This is a genomic window from Avibacterium endocarditidis, from assembly GCF_965138825.1.
Classification (GTDB): Bacteria; Pseudomonadota; Gammaproteobacteria; order Enterobacterales; family Pasteurellaceae; genus Avibacterium; species Avibacterium endocarditidis.
On the sequence record NZ_CBCSDH010000003.1, the window covers coordinates 63,604 to 82,643 of the forward strand.

The 19,040-nt window shown below is 42.0% G+C and carries 13 protein-coding genes and 1 pseudogene; 4 read left to right on the forward strand and 10 right to left on the reverse strand.

What is annotated here, in order from left to right; all coding sequences use genetic code 11:
- Nucleotides 1-68: 68 nt before the first annotated feature.
- The 3 genes and pseudogenes from mukB to mukF all read right to left on the reverse strand — a co-directional run.
- Nucleotides 69-4,478, reverse strand: a pseudogene (gene mukB, locus ACNAV8_RS02550) (chromosome partition protein MukB); the annotation flags it as partial.
- A 137-nt stretch (nt 4,479-4,615) separates the two neighbouring features.
- Nucleotides 4,616-5,332, reverse strand: coding sequence for a chromosome partition protein MukE (mukE, locus tag ACNAV8_RS02555; RefSeq protein ID WP_103855871.1), 717 nt, complete (start codon nt 5,330-5,332; stop codon nt 4,616-4,618).
- An 18-nt stretch (nt 5,333-5,350) separates the two neighbouring features.
- The gene (mukF, locus tag ACNAV8_RS02560; protein WP_103855872.1) at nt 5,351-6,676 is read right to left on the reverse strand and encodes a chromosome partition protein MukF; all 1,326 of its coding nucleotides are present in this window, start codon (nt 6,674-6,676) and stop codon (nt 5,351-5,353) included.
- 199 nt (nt 6,677-6,875) lie between these two features.
- Between mukF and ttcA the strand changes: the two genes are divergently transcribed.
- The gene (ttcA, locus tag ACNAV8_RS02565; RefSeq protein WP_103855873.1) at nt 6,876-7,826 is read left to right on the forward strand and encodes a tRNA 2-thiocytidine(32) synthetase TtcA; all 951 of its coding nucleotides are present in this window, start codon (nt 6,876-6,878) and stop codon (nt 7,824-7,826) included.
- A gap of 99 nt (nt 7,827-7,925) precedes the next feature.
- Here ttcA and ACNAV8_RS02570 read toward each other — a convergent pair whose 3' ends face one another.
- From ACNAV8_RS02570 to ACNAV8_RS02590, 5 genes are all read right to left on the reverse strand, one after another.
- On the reverse strand, nt 7,926-8,429 hold the full coding sequence (locus ACNAV8_RS02570) for a C40 family peptidase (RefSeq protein ID WP_103855874.1): 504 nt from the start codon (nt 8,427-8,429) through the stop codon (nt 7,926-7,928).
- Nucleotides 8,430-8,498: 69 nt separating this feature from the next.
- Nucleotides 8,499-8,795: an integration host factor subunit alpha gene (locus tag ACNAV8_RS02575; protein WP_103855875.1), complete on the reverse strand. Its 297-nt coding sequence runs from the start codon at nt 8,793-8,795 to the stop codon at nt 8,499-8,501.
- 4 nt (nt 8,796-8,799) lie between these two features.
- On the reverse strand, nt 8,800-11,187 hold the full coding sequence (gene pheT, locus ACNAV8_RS02580; RefSeq protein ID WP_103855876.1) for a phenylalanine--tRNA ligase subunit beta: 2,388 nt from the start codon (nt 11,185-11,187) through the stop codon (nt 8,800-8,802).
- Between the two features lie 42 nt (nt 11,188-11,229).
- Nucleotides 11,230-12,219, reverse strand: a complete 990-nt coding sequence (gene pheS, locus ACNAV8_RS02585) for a phenylalanine--tRNA ligase subunit alpha (RefSeq protein ID WP_103852849.1) — start codon at nt 12,217-12,219, stop codon at nt 11,230-11,232.
- Between the two features lie 84 nt (nt 12,220-12,303).
- On the reverse strand, nt 12,304-13,002 hold the full coding sequence (locus ACNAV8_RS02590) for a TIGR01621 family pseudouridine synthase (RefSeq protein ID WP_415777157.1): 699 nt from the start codon (nt 13,000-13,002) through the stop codon (nt 12,304-12,306).
- Nucleotides 13,003-13,036: 34 nt separating this feature from the next.
- Here ACNAV8_RS02590 and cls point away from each other — a divergent pair, with 34 nt between their 5' ends.
- Nucleotides 13,037-14,500 (forward strand): cardiolipin synthase, encoded by a 1,464-nt coding sequence (cls, locus tag ACNAV8_RS02595; RefSeq protein ID WP_103855877.1) that lies wholly within the window; start codon nt 13,037-13,039, stop codon nt 14,498-14,500.
- A 52-nt stretch (nt 14,501-14,552) separates the two neighbouring features.
- Complete coding sequence (locus ACNAV8_RS02600) at nt 14,553-15,194, forward strand: histidine phosphatase family protein (RefSeq protein WP_103855878.1); 642 nt, start codon at nt 14,553-14,555, stop codon at nt 15,192-15,194.
- A 135-nt stretch (nt 15,195-15,329) separates the two neighbouring features.
- Here the strand turns inward: ACNAV8_RS02600 and bioD are convergent, their stop codons facing one another.
- Both bioD and ACNAV8_RS02610 read right to left on the reverse strand, forming a co-directional pair.
- On the reverse strand, nt 15,330-16,052 hold the full coding sequence (gene bioD / locus ACNAV8_RS02605; RefSeq protein WP_103852853.1) for a dethiobiotin synthase: 723 nt from the start codon (nt 16,050-16,052) through the stop codon (nt 15,330-15,332).
- Between the two features lie 65 nt (nt 16,053-16,117).
- Nucleotides 16,118-17,341: an ROK family protein gene (locus ACNAV8_RS02610; RefSeq protein ID WP_103855879.1), complete on the reverse strand. Its 1,224-nt coding sequence runs from the start codon at nt 17,339-17,341 to the stop codon at nt 16,118-16,120.
- A 206-nt stretch (nt 17,342-17,547) separates the two neighbouring features.
- Here ACNAV8_RS02610 and asnS point away from each other — a divergent pair, with 206 nt between their 5' ends.
- Complete coding sequence (asnS, locus tag ACNAV8_RS02615; protein ID WP_103855880.1) at nt 17,548-18,951, forward strand: asparagine--tRNA ligase; 1,404 nt, start codon at nt 17,548-17,550, stop codon at nt 18,949-18,951.
- Nucleotides 18,952-19,040: the final 89 nt, after the last annotated feature.

The window sequence follows — 19,040 nt, forward strand, 5'->3', positions numbered from 1 at the left end:
TCATCGACAGCAAAGAAACAAAAGTGCGGTCAAAAAATCTGGATTTTTACACCGCACTTTTACATTGCTTATTCTGTTGCGCCAAATCCACGCAAAGCAGAAACTTGAACCATTTCTTGGTTACCAAAAATCTTACGCACCAGTTTATAGGTTGTCCCTTTCTCTGGGCTGATATTTTCAGGGGCTGCAATGAGTAATTGCATATCCAAGCGAGAGCAAAGCTCAAATAAGGTGGAAATAGATTTTCCATCTAGACGTGCCGCTTCATCAAGGAATAATAAGCGACAAGGCACAATGTCTTTACCACGAATACGGCGGCTTTCTTCTTCCCAGCTTTGTACCACCATTAACAAGATTGACATACCAGTACCAATGGCTTCACCTGTTGATAATGCGCCACTTTCCGCACGCAACCAGCCGTCTGCGCCACGATAGACTTCCACTTCCAAATCAAGGTAATTGCGGTAATCCAACAATTCTTCGCCAATGGTTTGTGCCGTACGCTGCCCCATATCAATATGCGGATTTAAGCGCTGATACAATTTCGCAATGGCTTCGGAGAAGGTAATGCGGTTATCAGAGAATAAATCTTGATAATCCTCTTGGCGATCGGAAAGTGCGTCCAGCAACATTGCGTGAGTATCACGAATATTCACCACTAAGCGCACCGATTTCACCTGACCAAAGGCAATATTTTGTAGTCCTTGGTTAAGCATACGAATACGATTTTGCTCACGCTGAATAGTTTTACGCATAATGTTCGCCACACTTTCAGAACTAATCGCCAATTTTTTCTCACGATTGGTTAATTCTGCGGTAAGGCGAGATAATTCGATTTCCATTTGTTCAATCGCATCAATTGGATCGTCCGTTTTGATAATGTCTTGACGGATACGCTCACGCAAATGCTGATAAACCGCAATAAAGAACCGCACTTTATTTTCAGGCTTGCGATTATCTTCCGATGAACGCAAGGCATCACGCAGATATTCATTATCCGCCACCGCGGTTCGCAACGCACCAAGGGCTTTATCTGACATTGAACGCAATTCATCGGCAGAAAGATAAGCCAGTTCACGACGATTTAAGCGTTTTTCCACATCACTATTGCGTGATAAACGCAACACCACACACCAGCTGGCTTTCATCGCGACCACCAATTCACGCTGGGTTTTGTAATCACGCTCCGCTTTGCGAATACGGCGGTTCAGATTTTCACTTTCACTTTCGATGAGCGTTAATTGTTTTTCTAAATAGCGGCGGCGGTTACGCACGGTTGAAAGCTGTTGCGAAAGCTCATCACGGCGAGCTTGGGCGCGTTGCTCTGCCCCGTCATCTGCGCGTACACCAAGCTGGCTGATTTCTTCAAGTAGCTCGTTGAGCACTTTATTTTTTTCTTCATAAGAACTGCGCAGTTCAATATAAACTTGATTATATTGGGCAAAACGCACTTGTTTTTGACGCACTTGCTCGCGTTGCTGTTCGCGCTGTTGTTGCACTTGCTCTAAACGGTTACGCAGTTGCTCATTTAATTCGGAGGTTTCCGATTGCACGCTTTCTTTGTAATCAAAATGCGCTTTACGCTGCGCTACGTCCGCCAAGGCAAACACACGCAACTGTACTTGTTTTTGCTGATTAACCGCTTGTTCGTATTCCGCTTTTAAGCGTTCGTAATTTTCAGGATCGCTTTGTAGAGTGTTGGCAATCGGTTCAAGCTGTGACAATGTCACGCCATATTGACGGATAAAATGCTCATCTTGCTCGGCTAAATCAAGCTGTTCGCGACATTCTTCAATGCGATCCAATAAACTTTCATCATCAACTACAGAAAGCTGCGGAATCAGTTTATTTAATAACTGTAATTTTTCCTTAGCACTGTCTAATTTAAGACGAATTTGTTGTTCTGTGGTGCTAAACTGTCCTAATTCACGCTCAATTTCTCCTTGTTCACGGCGAATTTCTGCCATTAACTCTTCAGGATTTGGCTGGAATGCAAGGGCCAAGTGTAAACCAACAAATTGGCTGAAATGTTCGTGTAAACGTTGGCATTTTTGCACATCAAAGGCGCATTCTGCATATTGTTCCGACACCTCATCACGTTCAATTTGCAAGGCTTCTAAATGTTTTTCCCGCGCGGCACGGCCAAATAATGGAGTTTCAGGGAATTTTGAATAACGTAATTCACGGTTCGACACCTGAACCACAACCCCTAGCTCAAGCTCTTGAGCTGACAATACGCTGTCATCAAAAGAACTTGGATCCCCTTCAATAAGGTATAAATCATCAGGGCAATCTTCAAGCTGAGCTAATTGTGCTTTCACCGCCTCTAAATCGCGCACCACAATTGCGTGGCGAGCTGGGCCATATAGCGCAGAGAAATAAGGGGCATCTTCAATCGGCACATCATCATAAAGCTCAGAAAGTAACACGCCCCCAAAGCGTTCTGCTAACACATTTAGACGCGGATCTTCAGAACCATCTGGCTGACTTAAACGGGAAATTTGCTCATCAAGTTGCTGACGTTTTTGCTCTAACTGATCGCGTTTAATGGTTAATTCACGTTCTTTCACCAACAGTGATTGCATAAAATTCATCACATCTTGGCTGTCGCTAAACTGGCTATGGCTTTGTTCTTGCAAGCGCTCAAGTGCAGATTGGGCAGTGAGCCAGGCTGGCGCTTTATTGGCATTTTCATTGTAACGCGCGTTCAACTGTTCACGTTTTTGACGCAAGGTTGAGCGCTGTTCCACCTGCTCCGCCAATTCTTCATTTAGCTCATCAACAAGGCTTTCTTGCTCGGCATAATATTCTTCAATTTCATCGGCGGTTTCGAGTTCTAATTCTGCACGCTGATTAAATTCTTTCAATAAACGCACCGCACTTTGTTGTTGCTGATAACGCTGTTCCAATTCGTGTAATTTAGCGCGAAGTTGTGGCGTTTGTTGCGCTTGCACTTTTTGGCTTGGATATTCTCGCAACAAGGCTTTTGCACTTTCCCACGCGGCCGAACGCGGCATTTCCCCTGCAATTTGGCAAACGAGTTGATAGGCTTTATCAAACTGCGATTTCGCCATTTCGGAAATCGACATTTTTTGCTCTAAATCCAGCACTTTATTGGTGAGATCTTCGGCTTGCGCAGCAAATTCGGCGTGGTAATCTTCCACGTTTTTAGTGGAAAGATCCGCTAAACCACAAAGGGTTTTGGCTTTTTCCAGCGCTTGAATAGCTTGTTGATATTGCAACGCACGAGTTTGTTGCGCATCAAGGGCTTGTTGATAATCCGCTAATTGACCACGCAGTTGATCCACTTCTTGCTCATACTGTTCTAACTGCGCTTGGCTTTCTTCGTGCTGTTCAGAGGCTTCTTCTACGGCAAATTTTTGTTCTTCTAACTTTTCCCGTAGACTTTCTACATCATCTTGATAACGTGAGATTTTTTCTTGATGACGTAAGGCATTCAACACTAAATTCAGATGATCAACGGCACTTTGATGATCCACTTCAAGGGTTTGTTCACTTTCGTTGAGTTCCGCCAATTCACGGCTAAAATCCACCAAGCGATGTTGCGATAAATCGCGCTCCGATTTAGCTAAATACCATTCTTTACGGTGCGCTAACGCATTTTCCACATTGCCGCGGCGTTCGTTGGCATTACGCATATAATCTGACGCTACATAATTGGTGGTTTCAGTAATTAAATGCTTGAATAAATCACGATCTGATTGCGTTACTTTAATCGCTTCAAGGGTCATTCGGTTTTCGCGCAAGGCACTTTCCATATCTTGGAAAGCCTTACGCACCCCTAAGTTTTCTGGCAATAAATAATCACGCAAAGATCGGGTAATAGCGCTGGAAATCCCACCGTAAAGTGAGGCTTCGATTAATTTATAAAACTTGCTGCGATCAGAAGACGAACGCAGACGCTTAGAAATAATGCCTAAATCAAACATCATTCCGTGATAATCGGTGATTGAGTGATATTGCTTAAATTGCGCGCCAAGTGTTTCGATTTTTTCTTTTAATTCGTTTAAGGTCAGCACACGGGCTTGACGCTCACTTACCACTTCAGTTAGGACACTAATTGGCGCTAAAGATAAAGGGAGACCTTGAATAGAAAAGGTTTTAATATCCACTTTTTTATCGCGCCCAGCCACTTGTTGCAGACGTGCGCCCACTAAAACACGTTGATGACGAGAATTCACTGCATCTAACACGGCATAACAAACCCCTGGTTTGAGTTTACCGTGCAAACCTTTATCCCGTGAACCTGTGGTTGCCCCTGCTTCTGTGGTGTTACGGAAATGCAATAGAGTTAAATCAGGAATCAGTGCGGTAACAAAGCCGGCCATTGTGGTGGATTTCCCTGCCCCATTTCCCCCTGATAAGGTGGTAACTAATTCATCTAAATCAAAAGTGCGGGCAAAAAAACCGTTCCAGTTAATCAGTGTGAGTGAACGAAATTTCCCACGTTCTACATTTTGCCCAACAGGTGCGGCCGTATCTTGCGATTGCACCGATACGGTTTCCATAATATCTAATTCTTCCGTTTGATGATTTTCCATTTCTTCGCTTTCAAGGGTTAAATTATCGCTTTCTAATTCAAATTCTTTGGTCATTATTCTTCCCCTTCTTCATCAAATTCTTCAATTTCTTCACCATTTTGCACCGCACTTTTCTCATCTTGTAAGGATTGTGGTGTTGCGGCTTCCCCATCGCGGATTAAGCGTAATTGCGCTTCCATTGGATCATCACCAGCGCGCACTTCTGCACCAAAACGGAATACTGCTTCTGAAATCACAAATTTTCCACTATGCTGATCACCGACGGTTGAAATCATTCCTAAACGGCGTAAGCGATTTAATGCGGCGCGGACTTTTTCTGCCAGTTTTTGTTTATCTAAATCTGAACCTGAAGAACGCTGATTCACCACTTTTAACAGCTTGCTTTCATCGGCTAAATTGAGCAATTCATCATACACTTCTTGCGTGCTAAAAATGCCTTGTTGAGCAAGGCGCTCTGGGCTTAAATACAAATAACACAGCACTTTACCAACCAACATTTCTAATTCAGAAAGCACCGAACGTGCAATCAGCGTAGTGGCTTTAGGGCGCAAATAGAAAAAGCCTTCTGGCGCTCGGATTAGTTCCACATTATAACGGCGGTAAAATTGATCTAGTTCGGGTTGAAAATCCATCAAAAACGCGTGATTATCCAATTGCTCTATACTAATGTGTCGCCCTGCACGTAACTGACTATCCACCACAGGGAAAAGAGGGTTAGCAATAGCTTGGGCTTGTTTTATTGAAAGTATCTCTTGTAGCTGTTCTGTCATTATTTGGTTCTCTAAAAATTAGTTATATTCATCAATGAGATTGGCTTGTACTTCAGCGCCCTGCTCGTTAATTTTTTGCCATTGCGGATAAGCGCCAGTTAAATCACCACTTGCCATACCTAAGCGCATTGCCTGATCGACAATAATTCGTGCCACATCAAAATGGCGTGAAACTGGGTAATTTTCCAACTGTTCTTTTAGCACTAAACTCAAATCAATCGGACGGTTATGTTCACGGTAGGCAATTAAGAGGCTTTGCATATGTTCTACAATTTGATCGTGTAAATCAGCCAAACTTTCGTATTGTAATTCTTCTGGCAGTTCCCCGAGCGCATCTTCTTCACGCAGCACCAGTTCTTCATCACGCAAATCCACTAAACGCTCAGCCTGCGCTGTCCATAAATACCAAGGATTTTCAAAATATTGTTGAATAGACTGACGTAAACGCTGAGAAAAGACGCGATTTTTGTCCATATCAATGGCGGTACGGATAAATTTATGCACGTGGCGGTCATAGCCAATCCATAAGTCAATAGACTGTTGCCCCCAGCTGATAATGCGGTCTAATTTTGCTTGCAAATCAATGATAAGCTGATCGATAAAATAAAGATTTTCCTGACCGATCACACAATCTTGAATGCGTAATAATTGTGCTTGCAGTTTATCTCCGGCAGAATTGAGCGTATCTTGCAATTCACGCAAATTGCTTGATGTTTCATCTAACAAGCGTTCACAGCTTGAAATAGCGGCTTGCCAATCTTTGGTTAATAGCTCTGCGATTTCATCTTTAATGCTTTGCTGATTTTCGTCCATCACACGTTGAGAAAAATCAATGCTATCAAAAATCTCCGCCACAGAATATTTTAATGGCGCAAACACATTACGCCGCCAATGATGCTCATCGCCCCCTTCTTCCGCTGCTTCAGAAGCGCGTTGAATTTCATCTGCCACAATTGAAAGCTGAACAGAAAGGCGTAAGGCAGAAAATTCACGTTGGCGAATATAATAATCCGACACCCCAACGCCCAACGGCGTTAAACGATAAATCGCCAAGCCTTCGGTAAATTCACTACTAAAACGATTGAGAAAGCGCTGTTTCACTAATTCATTAATCGCATTATTGGCGCGGGTGGCAATATTATCGGGAGATTGCTCAAAGGCTGAGGCGATATGACGAAAAATATCCACTAAATCCGTTTCCAGCATTTCACCGTCTAAGCGCTCATTGTTATAAATGGCAATCGCCAATAAAAACGCCAAACGATCGGTAGGCAAATTCAGCGAAAACTCTCGCTCTCTCGCCCAAGAAACCAATTCAGGGATTGTTTGTGATGTTTCAAGCATTGTGTATTCTCACAAGCAAATAAAAATTAGACAAAAATTGTAGTTGATTATACAGGAATTTTTACGGATCTTGTAGATCGTTTTTTCTACTTATTGCTACCTAAAAAGACCTAATCCTGCACATTCCTATTGGAAAAAATCCCATTACCCCTTACTATACGCAAGTTTTTTAAATTGATATAACCGAATAATAAACCCAATGAGCGAAAATTTAACTTCTCAAAACGAAAAAACGAAGAAACAAATCTATAATTTCAATAAGTTACAAAAACGCCTACGCCGTAATGTGGGCGCGGCCATTGCTGATTTTAATATGATTGAAGATGGCGATAAGGTGATGGTGTGTTTATCTGGTGGTAAAGACAGCTACACGTTGCTGGATATTTTGCTTAATTTACGCCTTAACGCACCAATTCATTTTGACATTGTGGCGGTAAATTTAGATCAAAAACAACCGGGGTTTCCTGAACACGTCTTGCCTGAATATTTAGAAAGCATTGGCGTGGATTACAAAATCGTGGAAGAAAATACCTACGGCATTGTGAAAGAAAAAATTCCTGAGGGCAAAACCACCTGTTCCCTTTGTTCTCGTTTAAGACGTGGGATTTTATACCGCACAGCCACAGAACTTGGCGCAACCAAAATCGCCCTTGGGCATCATCGTGATGATATGTTGGAAACCTTATTTCTCAATATGTTCTACGGCGGCAAGCTGAAATCAATGCCACCAAAACTGATCAGTGATGACGGCAAGCAAATAGTGATTCGTCCACTGGCTTATTGTAAAGAAAAGGACATTGAAAAATATTCCATCGCCAAACAATTCCCGATCATTCCTTGTAATCTATGCGGTTCGCAACCTAACTTGCAACGCCAAGTGGTAAAAGAAATGTTGCAAACTTGGGATCGCCAATATCCGGGGCGCATCGAAACAATGTTCAGCGCAATGCAGAATATTGTACCTTCGCACCTATGCGATAAAAATTTGTTTAATTTCAAAGATATTCAACGCGGACAAAACTTAGATGGTGTGGAAGGAGATATTGCTTTTGATAAACAAGATCTGCCTACTACCCCATTATTCCAAGATGAAGATGAGCAAACAGATTTCAGCCAAAATGAAATGATTGCGTTTAAGGAAGTGAGTTAAACAAAGGCTGAATAAAAGAAGAGCAAAAAATAAAGTGCGGTGAAAAAATCAAAAATTTTCCACCGCACTTTTTATTTCTGTATTTTCTATAACTCGGTTTTACATTCTACGCGCTTGCCAATAAGTGCGTGTCCAGTAAGGGCTGTTGAGTGAAGAATAAATCACGCCGCCTTTAGTTGAAGCATGTAGGAATTGGCCGTCTTTCACATAAATACCAACGTGGTAGCCATTTGGCCCGCGCCCTGTTTTAAAGAAAACTAAATCACCCGTTTGAATGTCTTCTTTGGCTACTTTCGTGCCATATTTGGCTTGATCTTTTGTGGTGCGTGGAAGTTGAATATTAAAACGATCAAGAAACGTTTTTTGGACAAACCCAGAGCAATCAATACCACGGCGACTTTGCCCGCCTAAACGATAAGGCGTGCCAGCCCATTCTCGTTGATGTTTACTCAATAAGGTGATCGTCATAATCTGATCACCAAGTTGTCCTTGATAAGAAATTTTTTGATCTGAACCTGAATTTTTTACTGAATGGGGAGAGCCTGAGCAAGCCGCTAATACAGTAAGACCAAGGGAAACCAAAATAAATTTAGCTAAACGCATTTTTTACCTACAAAAATAAATAAAAGGAAAGCTATCCTAAAACAGGATAGCTTTCTCATCACATAAACTTTAAGCCTTTGGCTTAGATTTTTCTACACGAGAGCGTAATTTTTGACCGGGCTTGAATACCACCACTCGGCGCGCGGAAACAGGTACGCTTTCCCCAGTTTTAGGGTTACGTCCTGGGCGTGAGGCTTTATCGCGTAATTCAAAATTACCAAATCCAGATAATTTCACATCTTGCCCACTTTCCAATGCCACACGAATTTCCTCAAAAAAACTTTCCACCAATAATTTGGCATCACGTTTATTTAGATTATGCTTTTCAATTAAGCTGTCGGCTAATTCAACTTTGGTCAATGTCATAATATTAATCTCTTAAATAAGCATCAAATCGTTGTTTTAATGCGTCTAATACCGCTGAAATTACCGCATTAATCTCTTTCTCTTCAAGGGTTTTATCAGTGTCTTGAATGGTTAAGCTAATGGCTAAACTTTTCTTACCTTCTGGTAAATTCGCCCCTTGGTAAACATCAAATAAACTTACGTTTACAAGCTGTTTTCCACCTGCTTGACGACAAACCTCTAACACATCACCCGCTGGTGTTGCACTATCCACGACGATAGCAAGATCCCGTTTGTTCGCTGGGAAACGAGAAATCTCTTTGGCATTAGGCACAGTGCGTTCTGCAATTGGCGCCCATTCAATTTCAAAGACAATCGGTTTACCCGATAACCCTAATTGTTGCACCACTTTCGGGTGAACCGTACCGATATAGCCGATTTCTTTATCATCAAGGATAATGGCTGCAGATTGCCTTGGATGTAACGCTGGATATGATTTTGCTACAAAACGCAAACGATTTCCAGACTTTGTTAAGGATAAAATGCGTTCTAAATCCCCTTTTAGATCAAAGAAATCGACATTTTCGCCTTTTTGTTCCCAATGAACAGGGCGTTTATCCCCCACAATCGCTGCACCGATAACATATTCTTGACGCACGCCACTTTCCGCTTCCGCATCAGGAATAAAGCGTAGTCCGCTTTCGAAGATACGCACGCGACTTTGCTGACGGTTTTGGTTATAAGCAATCGTAGTTAATAATCCTGGGAGCAAGGAAACACGCATTGCTGACATTTCACGCGAAATCGGATTTGGTAAAATTAACGCTTCTTGCTCTGGGTGTAAAAGTTGTTGTACTTCAGGATCAACAAAGCTATAAGACACCACTTCTTGATAATCACTATCCACAAAAGCGGTACGCACACGCACCATTTCAAGCAAGCTTTCAGGGATTGGCTTCATTTTTAAATGGGCTAATGGGGCATTATTTGGAATATTGTTATAGCCATAAATGCGTGCCACTTCTTCAATAAGATCTTCTTCAATTTCAATGTCAAAACGCCAGCTTGGCGAAACCGCAGTCCAAAGCCCGTTGTCATAACTCACGGTTAAGCCTAAGCGTTGCAAAATATCCGTTACGGTTTCCGTTGGGATATGATGGCCGAGTAAATGATCCAATTTCTCACGGCGTAATTGCACTTGTTTCACTTTTGGTAAATCAGCTTCGCTGACCACTTCGCAAATTTCACCGGCTTCCCCACCGCAAATTTCTAACAATAACGCGGTTGCGCGTTCCATTGCTTTATGCTGAAGATTAAAATCCACACCTCTCTCAAAACGGTGTGAAGCATCGGTATGCAAGCCGTATTGTCTGGCTCGGCCAGTAATAGCTAATGGGGCGAAAAATGCCGCTTCAAGAATGACATCTTTGGTTTCGGCATTTACGCCACTTGCTTCACCGCCGAAAATACCTGCCATTGCTAATGGCCCATTTTGATCCGCAATGACAAGGGTATTTGGTTGTAATTTAGCCGTTGTGCCGTCTAATAACACCAGCTCTTCGCCCTCTTTCGCCATACGCACTTGCACAGGTTGCGCCACTTTGGCGGCATCAAAAGCGTGCATTGGCTGACCGAGTTCAAGCAAAATATAATTGGTAATATCCACCACAGGATCGATAGAGCGAATACCGCAACGACGTAATTTTTCTTTTAGCCAAATCGGGGTTTCCGCTTTTACGTTCACATTTTTAACCACACGCAATAAATAACGAGGGCAAGCTTCAGGGGCTAATACCTCAATTTGTGCTTTGTCCGCGATGGCCGCTGGCACGGCTTCAATCACAGGGGCATTCACTGCCGCTTGATTTACCACGCCCACTTCACGTGCAATCCCCGCAATGCTTAAACAGTCCGCACGATTTGGCGTTAAACTGATTTCAATGCTGTTGTCATTTAATTGCAAATATTCACGCAAATCTGTTCCCACTGGTGCGTCAGCAGGCAATTCAATAATGCCGTTATGATCGTCAGAAATACCGAGTTCGCTAAATGAACACAGCATTCCTTCAGAGGGTTGTCCACGCAATTTGGTTTTCTTAATTTTAAAGTTACCAGGTAACACTGCACCATCAACCGCACAAGCCACTTTTAATCCTTGACGGCAATTTGGTGCACCGCAAACGATGTCTAACAAACGATCACCGCCAACATTCACTTTGGTTACGCGTAATTTATCTGCGTCGGGGTGTTGGGCACATTCCACCACTTCCCCCACCACAACGCCTGAAAATGCTCCAGCCACTGGCTCAACGCCATCAACTTCCAAGCCGAGCATAGTAATTTGATCACATAATTGTTCAGTGCTAATGGCAGGATTTACCCATTCACGCACCCATAATTCACTAAATTTCATATTCTTTCTCTATCGTAAATTTTATTCGGTCAATCGGATTAATTATTTAAATTGTTTTAAGAAACGCAGATCGTTTTCAAAGAATGAACGCAAATCTGTTACATTGTAACGTAACATTGTTAAACGCTCTACGCCCATACCCACCGCAAAGCCAGAATATTCTTCTGGATCAATCCCCACATTGCGTAACACATTTGGGTGAACCATTCCACAACCTAACACTTCAAGCCATTTGCCATTTTTCCCCATTACATCAACCTCAGCAGAAGGCTCAGTGAATGGGAAATAAGACGGGCGGAAACGCACTTTTAAATCTTCTTCAAAGAATGCACGCAAGAAATCGTGTAACAAGCCTTTTAATTCGGTGAAATTGGCGTGCTTATCCACATAAAGCAATTCAATTTGGTGGAACATTGGGGTGTGGGTTTGGTCGTAATCATTACGATAAACACGCCCAGGGGCGATAATACGGATAGGTGGTTTGGCTTTTTCCATTGTACGAATTTGCACCCCAGAGGTTTGGGTACGCAATAAACGCTGTGCATCAAACCAGAAGGTATCGTGATCGGCACGGGCTGGGTGATGAGCGGGGATATTTAACGCATCAAAATTGTAATAATCCGTTTCAATTTCAGGCCCCACTTCCACCGTAAAACCTAAATTAGAGAAAAAGCTCACCACACGCCCAATAGTTACAGAAACAGGGTGCAAGCCACCAAGTTCCGTTTTACGCCCTGGCAAGCTCACGTCAATACTTTCTTTGGCAAGCTGAGCATCTAAGGCTTCTTGCTCCCATTCCGCTTTTTTGCTGTTTAATAAGTCTAAAACTTTCTGTTTTGCCTCATTAATTTTCGCCCCCATTGCAGGACGCTCTTCGGCGGCAATATCACGCAACCCTTGCATTAATTGGGTAAAATGCCCTTTTTTACCAAAATATTCTACGCGAATCGCATCTAGGGTTTCGAGGCTTTTATCGTGCAATTTCTCAATCGCGTCTTTTGCCTGTTCTGTAATGTCTTTAAGGTGTTGCATACCTATCCTCTATGAGTAAATAAATCTGATAAGAATTGAAAAAATGCCTTAATAATAATACTAACGCCTTAAAAAATCACGTTTTTATTGTGGCTTTTCACAATTATTCTCCCTTTCCCATTGCTGAATTTTTTCTTGCACGGAAAGTGCGGTGAAAAATTTGCCTGTTTTTGGCAGAGTTTTCACATTGATCCACTGGTCTTTGTAAGTAAATTTCAGCTGATAACAATGCAAATAAGTGCGGTCGGATTTTTGCTTATTTCCACCATAAAGTTCATCACCTAAAATCGGGCTGCCTAGGCTTTTCATTGCCACGCGTAATTGGTGCGTCTTGCCTGTTTGCGGAAACAAAATAAAAAGGCGTAAATTTGGCTCGCAGCTTACGGAAGAAAAACGCGTGATGGCAGGATTTTCCTTGCTTTGGCATAATTTCCAAGTGCCATTGCGAGATTTTTGCATATCCCCCACAATTCGCCCTTGCTTTTTCTTCGGCTTTTCGGTGGATAACGCCAGATAGGTTTTCTCAATGCAATGATCGGCAAATAGCCCTGACAAGGTTGCCGCCGCCTGCTTATTCAACGCTAAGATTAACAACCCAGAAGTTACCTTATCTAACCTATGTACCAGCCACACTTGGGGCAAATTTAATTGCTGCGCCACTAAGGTGGTTAGACCAAGCGCCTGATCATCTTTATGCACGGAAATGCCACAAGGCTTGTGAATAATGATAAAATCGGCGTGCTGAAAAACAATGTCGAACATTGGCGTTGTGATCTCTGGCATAATTAGATGTTTATAAAAGTGCGGTTAAAAATAAATGAATTTTACTTTTCAACAGATTATAGCATATCTCGTCCCTGTCCTGATTTGGATTTTGACCATTTCTATCACAATGCGATTAGTGATAAAAAAACAATCGGTTTCAGCCACCCTTTCTTGGTTGATGATTATTTATCTCGTGCCAGTGGTGGGCATTATCGCCTATTTAGTGTTTGGCGAAGTGAAATTAGGCACAAAACGAGCAAAAGCATTTCGTTTGCTTGCACCCAAATTTAACCAGTGGTTTGGCGATTTTTCGCAATGTCCGCAATTAATTAATCATCACAACACCCTACTTTATCGCCCCATTTTTGACTTAGCCAAAAGCCGCTTAAATATCCCTTGCGTGCTGGGTAACGAGCTGCATATTTTAGACACGCCAGAAAGCATCATTAAAAGCATTATTCAAGATATTCACCAAGCCCAACACAGCATTAATATGGTGTTTTATATTTGGTGGAATGGCGGCTTAGTGGAAGAGGTGCAGAACGCGCTAATTAGCGCACAACAGCGTGGTGTTACGGTGCGGATATTGGTGGATAGCGTGGGCAGCCGTCAATTTCTAAAAAGTAAAAATTACCGCCAAATGAAAGAAAGTGGCATTGAGATCACCGAAGCGCTACACGTTAATTTACTGCGTATGTTTTTTAGTCGTATTGATTTACGCCAGCACCGCAAAATTATTGTGATCGATAATCAAATTGCTTACACCGGCAGTATGAATATGGTTGATCCAAAATATTTCAAACAAAACAGCCACGTTGGCGAATGGGTGGATATTATGGTGCGTATTAATGGGCCTGTTTCTGCCGTGCTAAATGGGTTGTATGCGTGGGATTGGCAAATTGAAAGCGATAAAGAAATCCCCTTGCAGTTGCCAGATTGCCCTTTGCTACCTATTGATCAAAATAATTCGCACGCCGTGCAAATTCTTGCCACAGGGCCGGGCTTTCCTGATGATTTAATGGCGCAATCCCTTTCTATTGCGATTTTTTCCGCGCGCCAAAGCATTACCATTACTTCGCCTTATTTTGTGCCAAGCCATAGCATTGCTGAAGCCTTACGCATTGCCGCGTTGCGTGGTGTTGAGGTAACCCTCATTCTGCCGAAAAAAAATGATTCCTTAATGGTGAGCTGGGCTAGCCGCACTTTCTTTGAAGACTTGCTCGCTGCGGGGGTAAAAATTTATCAATTTGAGCAAGGCTTGTTGCATACTAAAAGCGTGTTGATTGATAACCGCCTCGCCTTAGTTGGCACGGTAAATATGGATATGCGCAGTTTTATGTTGAATTTTGAAGTAACAATGGTGGTGGAAGATCAAAGTTTTGCCAATGAAGTAACCCAATTGCAGCAACACTACCGCCAAAGTTCTTCTTTATTAACCTATGAAAACTGGGTAAAACGCCCTGTTTATCAACAGGTTATCGAACGTTTATTTTTCTTATTTAGCCCGCTTTTATAAACGATAAGTGCGGTATAAATTTTCCAACTTTTTAAGTATTTTAAGGATAGCAATGAAAAAACAGCTTACTTTTTATTTAGTTCGCCATGGACGCACTGTTTGGAACGAACAAGGTTTATTACAAGGACAAGGCGATTCTCCGCTGATCGCCGAAGGCATTGAGGGGACAATGAAAACAGGCGAACACTTAGCCAACGTGCCTTTTGTTGCTGCCTATTCAAGCGTGTTAAAAAGGGCAATGGATACCACGCAATACATTATTGGCGAGCGCAATATTCCTTTCTTTCAGCATAAAGGCTTAAACGAACATTTTTTGGGTAGCTGGGAGGGCGTGTTGGTAGATAGCATTCGCCAAAGCGAAGAATTTCAGCAAATGACCAAAGATCCTGCGAATTATCAAGCCAAAAGCAACGGCGGCGAAACCTTTGCTGAACTAGCTGAGCGAGCAATGCAGGCGGTTTATGACATTATCAATGTGCATAACGAAGGCAATATTCTACTGGTTTCCCACGGACATACGTTGCGTTTATTGCTTACCCTATTTAACGGCTCAACCTGGCAAAATCACCGTGAAAATCCACGAGTAATTCGTTTGGATAACACGTCCATTAGCATTGTTCACTATGGGCAAGCGGAAAACGAAAATGTGGGGCGTTTTGTGTTAGAAACGGTGAATAGCACGGCACATTTATAGTGTTTTTTTGTAAGGCGTTAGGTGAAAGTCGTATTTAATGGCGAAAAAAGTGCGGTAGAAAAATTTTGATTTTTTGCACCGCACTTTAATAATCATTTAGATTGAAACGAATGAATTTCGCTTACTTCATCTACTCTACTTCACCCATTCCGTTTGCAGATAAGTCAAGCGTTCAATATTGGTAATATAATGCCCTAGCTCTTGTTCCTCAGGGCGATGCACATAGGGAATTTGCCCGAGCAACGGTGCGTCAATTTTTTCACTCAGCATTTCAATAATTTCCGCATAATGGGCTAAGCCTGGGTTAATGCGATTGGCGATCCAACCCACTAAGGGCAAGCCCGATTGTTGAATGGATTGTGCGGTCAGCAATGCGTGATTAATGCAACCCTCTTTAATGCCAACCACCAGCACTACAGGCATTTTGTGCGAAATAGCCCAGCTGGCAAAGCTGTATTCCTTATTCATCGGCGTTAGCCAACCAAATGCTCCCTCCACTAACACAGATTGATAACGCTGCGTCAGCGCGCTGAGATCGGCATTAATTTTTTTTATATCAATACGTTGCCCGTCTTCACTTAACATAGGCAAACTGTGCGAAAAGCTATAACTATTCACATTTTGGTAGGTTACATTTTCTTTTGTGGCATCGATTAAGGTTAGCACATCAGAATTATTTTCTAGCCCATAATCACTATCTACTGTGCTTTCGCAATAAGACCAATCTTCTTGACAACAGGCTATGGGCTTATAGCCGACAATCTGAATACCTTGATTTTGCAACGCTTGGATAATGGCACGGCTGGATACGGTTTTCCCTACATTCGTATCTGTGCCGGTAACAAAAAAGCAGCTCATCATTTTTTTCCTTATGATCCAATTTGTGTTGAATTCTAAAGGAATTTCATCAGGAGAACATTGAGCTAACACAATTTTTCTTTATTTTTCAGTAGATCACCTAACAAACTGCCGTCATAAATCCCTTGTTTAATGGCGGCGGTTAATACTTCTGGGCTATTCCATTTATAACGGCTCGTTACCACTTCCACATCGCAATGATAAAGGGATAAGCGTTGATTTAAGCGGGCTAAGAAAATCTCTTTTGCTGCCAATAAACAGGTGTTTAACATCACTTTTTTAGAAGAAAACATATTCACTAAACACATTAAATGGTAAGCCGTTAAATCAGCAATATGATGAATAATATCAACGGCTTTCTCATCATTTTTTTGTGCCTGTTCACATAAAAAGTGGATTTTTTCAATATTATCAATTTGTTGATTGTTGGGATACGCCAAATCAATCAATTTATAAATGGCTTTATGTGTTAGCTGATTGATGATTTGATTGCGTTCAATTTCAGGTAACTGATTATTAAGTTTATCCTGAATTGGGTTTAATCTTGGGGTGATGAGTTTATCAATATTCATTTTCGGCTGTTTGTTACATCGTAACACATCACCTTGCGATAGCACGCTTAAATTTATCCGCTCATCAAGTTGTAAAAATAAAACGTGATCACAACCAATCACGCTGCCCACAGAGCTTTCAGCAAACAGCCAAGTTTGGAAATAATCCGTAACCATTACTGGCATTTTGAAATAAGGGTGAAATAAGGCTTTCAAATCTAAGGTGAGCTGACGATTGCCAAGCTGATAAACATAGCGTTCTTCACTGTCTAACTCCCCTGTTACCGCAATGGAAAAAGTGATCACCTTATAAGGTTCAAGTTTTGTTTTTTCTAAAAACGCTTGCACATAGCTAACTAAAACCCGATCTAATTGGGCAAATTCTTCACGGCGTAAAGGAAAGGAATGTTCTGCCAGCGGTGTGCCATCTAATTCACAAAGAAAAATATCAAAGCGATCTTCGCTCAACACCGCACATAAAGACTGCCAGAAAAAAGGCGATACACATAAACCAATAGCTGGACGACCACGGTTTTCTGTATTTCGCACGGCTTTTTCAATAATTAGCCGTTCGTTAATAAGCTGACGGGTTAAAGAAGTAATTGTCGCAGGGGCTAAGCGTGAGAGTTTTGAAAGGTCAATCCGCGAAATTTCTTCAAATTGCTCAATGAGTCGATACACTTTCCCTAGTTGCTGTAATTTTAAGACATACTTGTCTTGTTTTCTTTCCTTGATCATAACGCCTCATCGTTGATTAATTAGTCGATTAAATTTTTGAAATGAAATAATTGTTTTTTATATCAGGTTGCGATCTAAAAACAAGTTATTTACTTCAATTTTGTGGGCGACTTCACAAAAACAATCGCACAATTCATTTTGGCAAATTTTCTGACTTGCGGTAAACTAGGCACGTTTTTACGCTAATTTTTTTGATTGAGGTTTATATGACACAAATTGCCCCTATCGTAGATGTATTACAAGGCAAAATTCAAATCGGTGATCAAGTTACCGTGCGTGGCTGGGTGCGTACTCGCCGCGATTCTAAAGCAGGGCTTTCTTTCCTTGCGGTGTATGACGGCTCTTGCTTCGATCCTATCCAAGTGATCGTCAATAGCGACATTGCCAATTATCAAAATGAAATCCTACGCCTCACCACAGGCTGTTCGGTGATTGTAACAGGAACAGTGGTGGAATCCCCAGCACAAGGGCAAGCGGTGGAATTACAGGCGGAAAACGTGGAAGTAACAGGCTGGGTGGAAGATCCTGATACCTACCCTATGGCCGCCAAACGCCACAGTATCGAATACTTGCGTGAAGTAGCGCATTTACGTCCACGCACAAATATTATTGGTGCCGTGGCGCGTGTTCGTCATTGTTTAGCGCAAGCTATTCACCGTTTCTTCCACGAACAGGGTTTTTACTGGGTGGCAACGCCACTTATCACTGCATCTGATACCGAAGGCGCAGGCGAAATGTTCCGTGTTTCAACCCTTGATTTAGAAAATCTGCCACGCACAGAACAAGGTGCGGTGGATTTTTCGCAAGATTTTTTCGGTAAAGAAGCGTTCTTAACTGTATCTGGTCAATTAAACGGCGAAACTTACGCTTGTGCGTTAAGTAAAATCTACACCTTTGGCCCAACATTCCGTGCGGAAAATTCTAACACCACTCGCCACTTGGCAGAATTCTGGATGGTTGAGCCTGAAATGGCGTTTGCTGATTTAAACGATAACGCAAAACTTGCGGAAGATATGCTTAAATATGTGTTCCGTGCGGTATTAGATGAACGTAAAGATGACTTAAAATTCTTTGAAAAACACGTTGATAAAGACGTTATCAGCCGTTTAGAAAACTTCATTAATTCTGATTTTGCACAAATTGATTACACAGATGCCATTGAAATTTTACTGAAATCAGGCAAAAAATTTGAATTCCCAGTGTCTTGGGGCATTGATTTGTCCTCAGAACACGAACGCTATTTAGCGGAAGAATATTTCAAATCGCCAGTGGTGGTGAAAAATTATCCGAAAGACATCAAAGCCTTCTATATGCGTTTAAATGACGATGGCAAAACCGTTGCAGCAATGGACGTTCTCGCTCCTGGAATTGGCGAAATCATTGGTGGCTCACAACGTGAAGAACGCCTAGATGTGCTAGATAAACGTATGCTTGAAATGGGCTTAAACCCAGAAGATTACTGGTGGTATCGCGATCTCCGCCGTTACGGCACAGTGCCACATTCAGGCTTCGGTTTAGGTTTTGAACGTCTAATTGTTTATGTAACCGGCGTGCAAAATATCCGCGATGTGATCCCATTCCCACGCGCACCAAGAAATGCGAATTTCTAAATTTTATTAAATTGAAATAAAAACAAAGAGCGGTGAAAAATTTCTGATTTTTTCACCGCTCTTTTTGTCCTTGTTAGATAACCTTATTC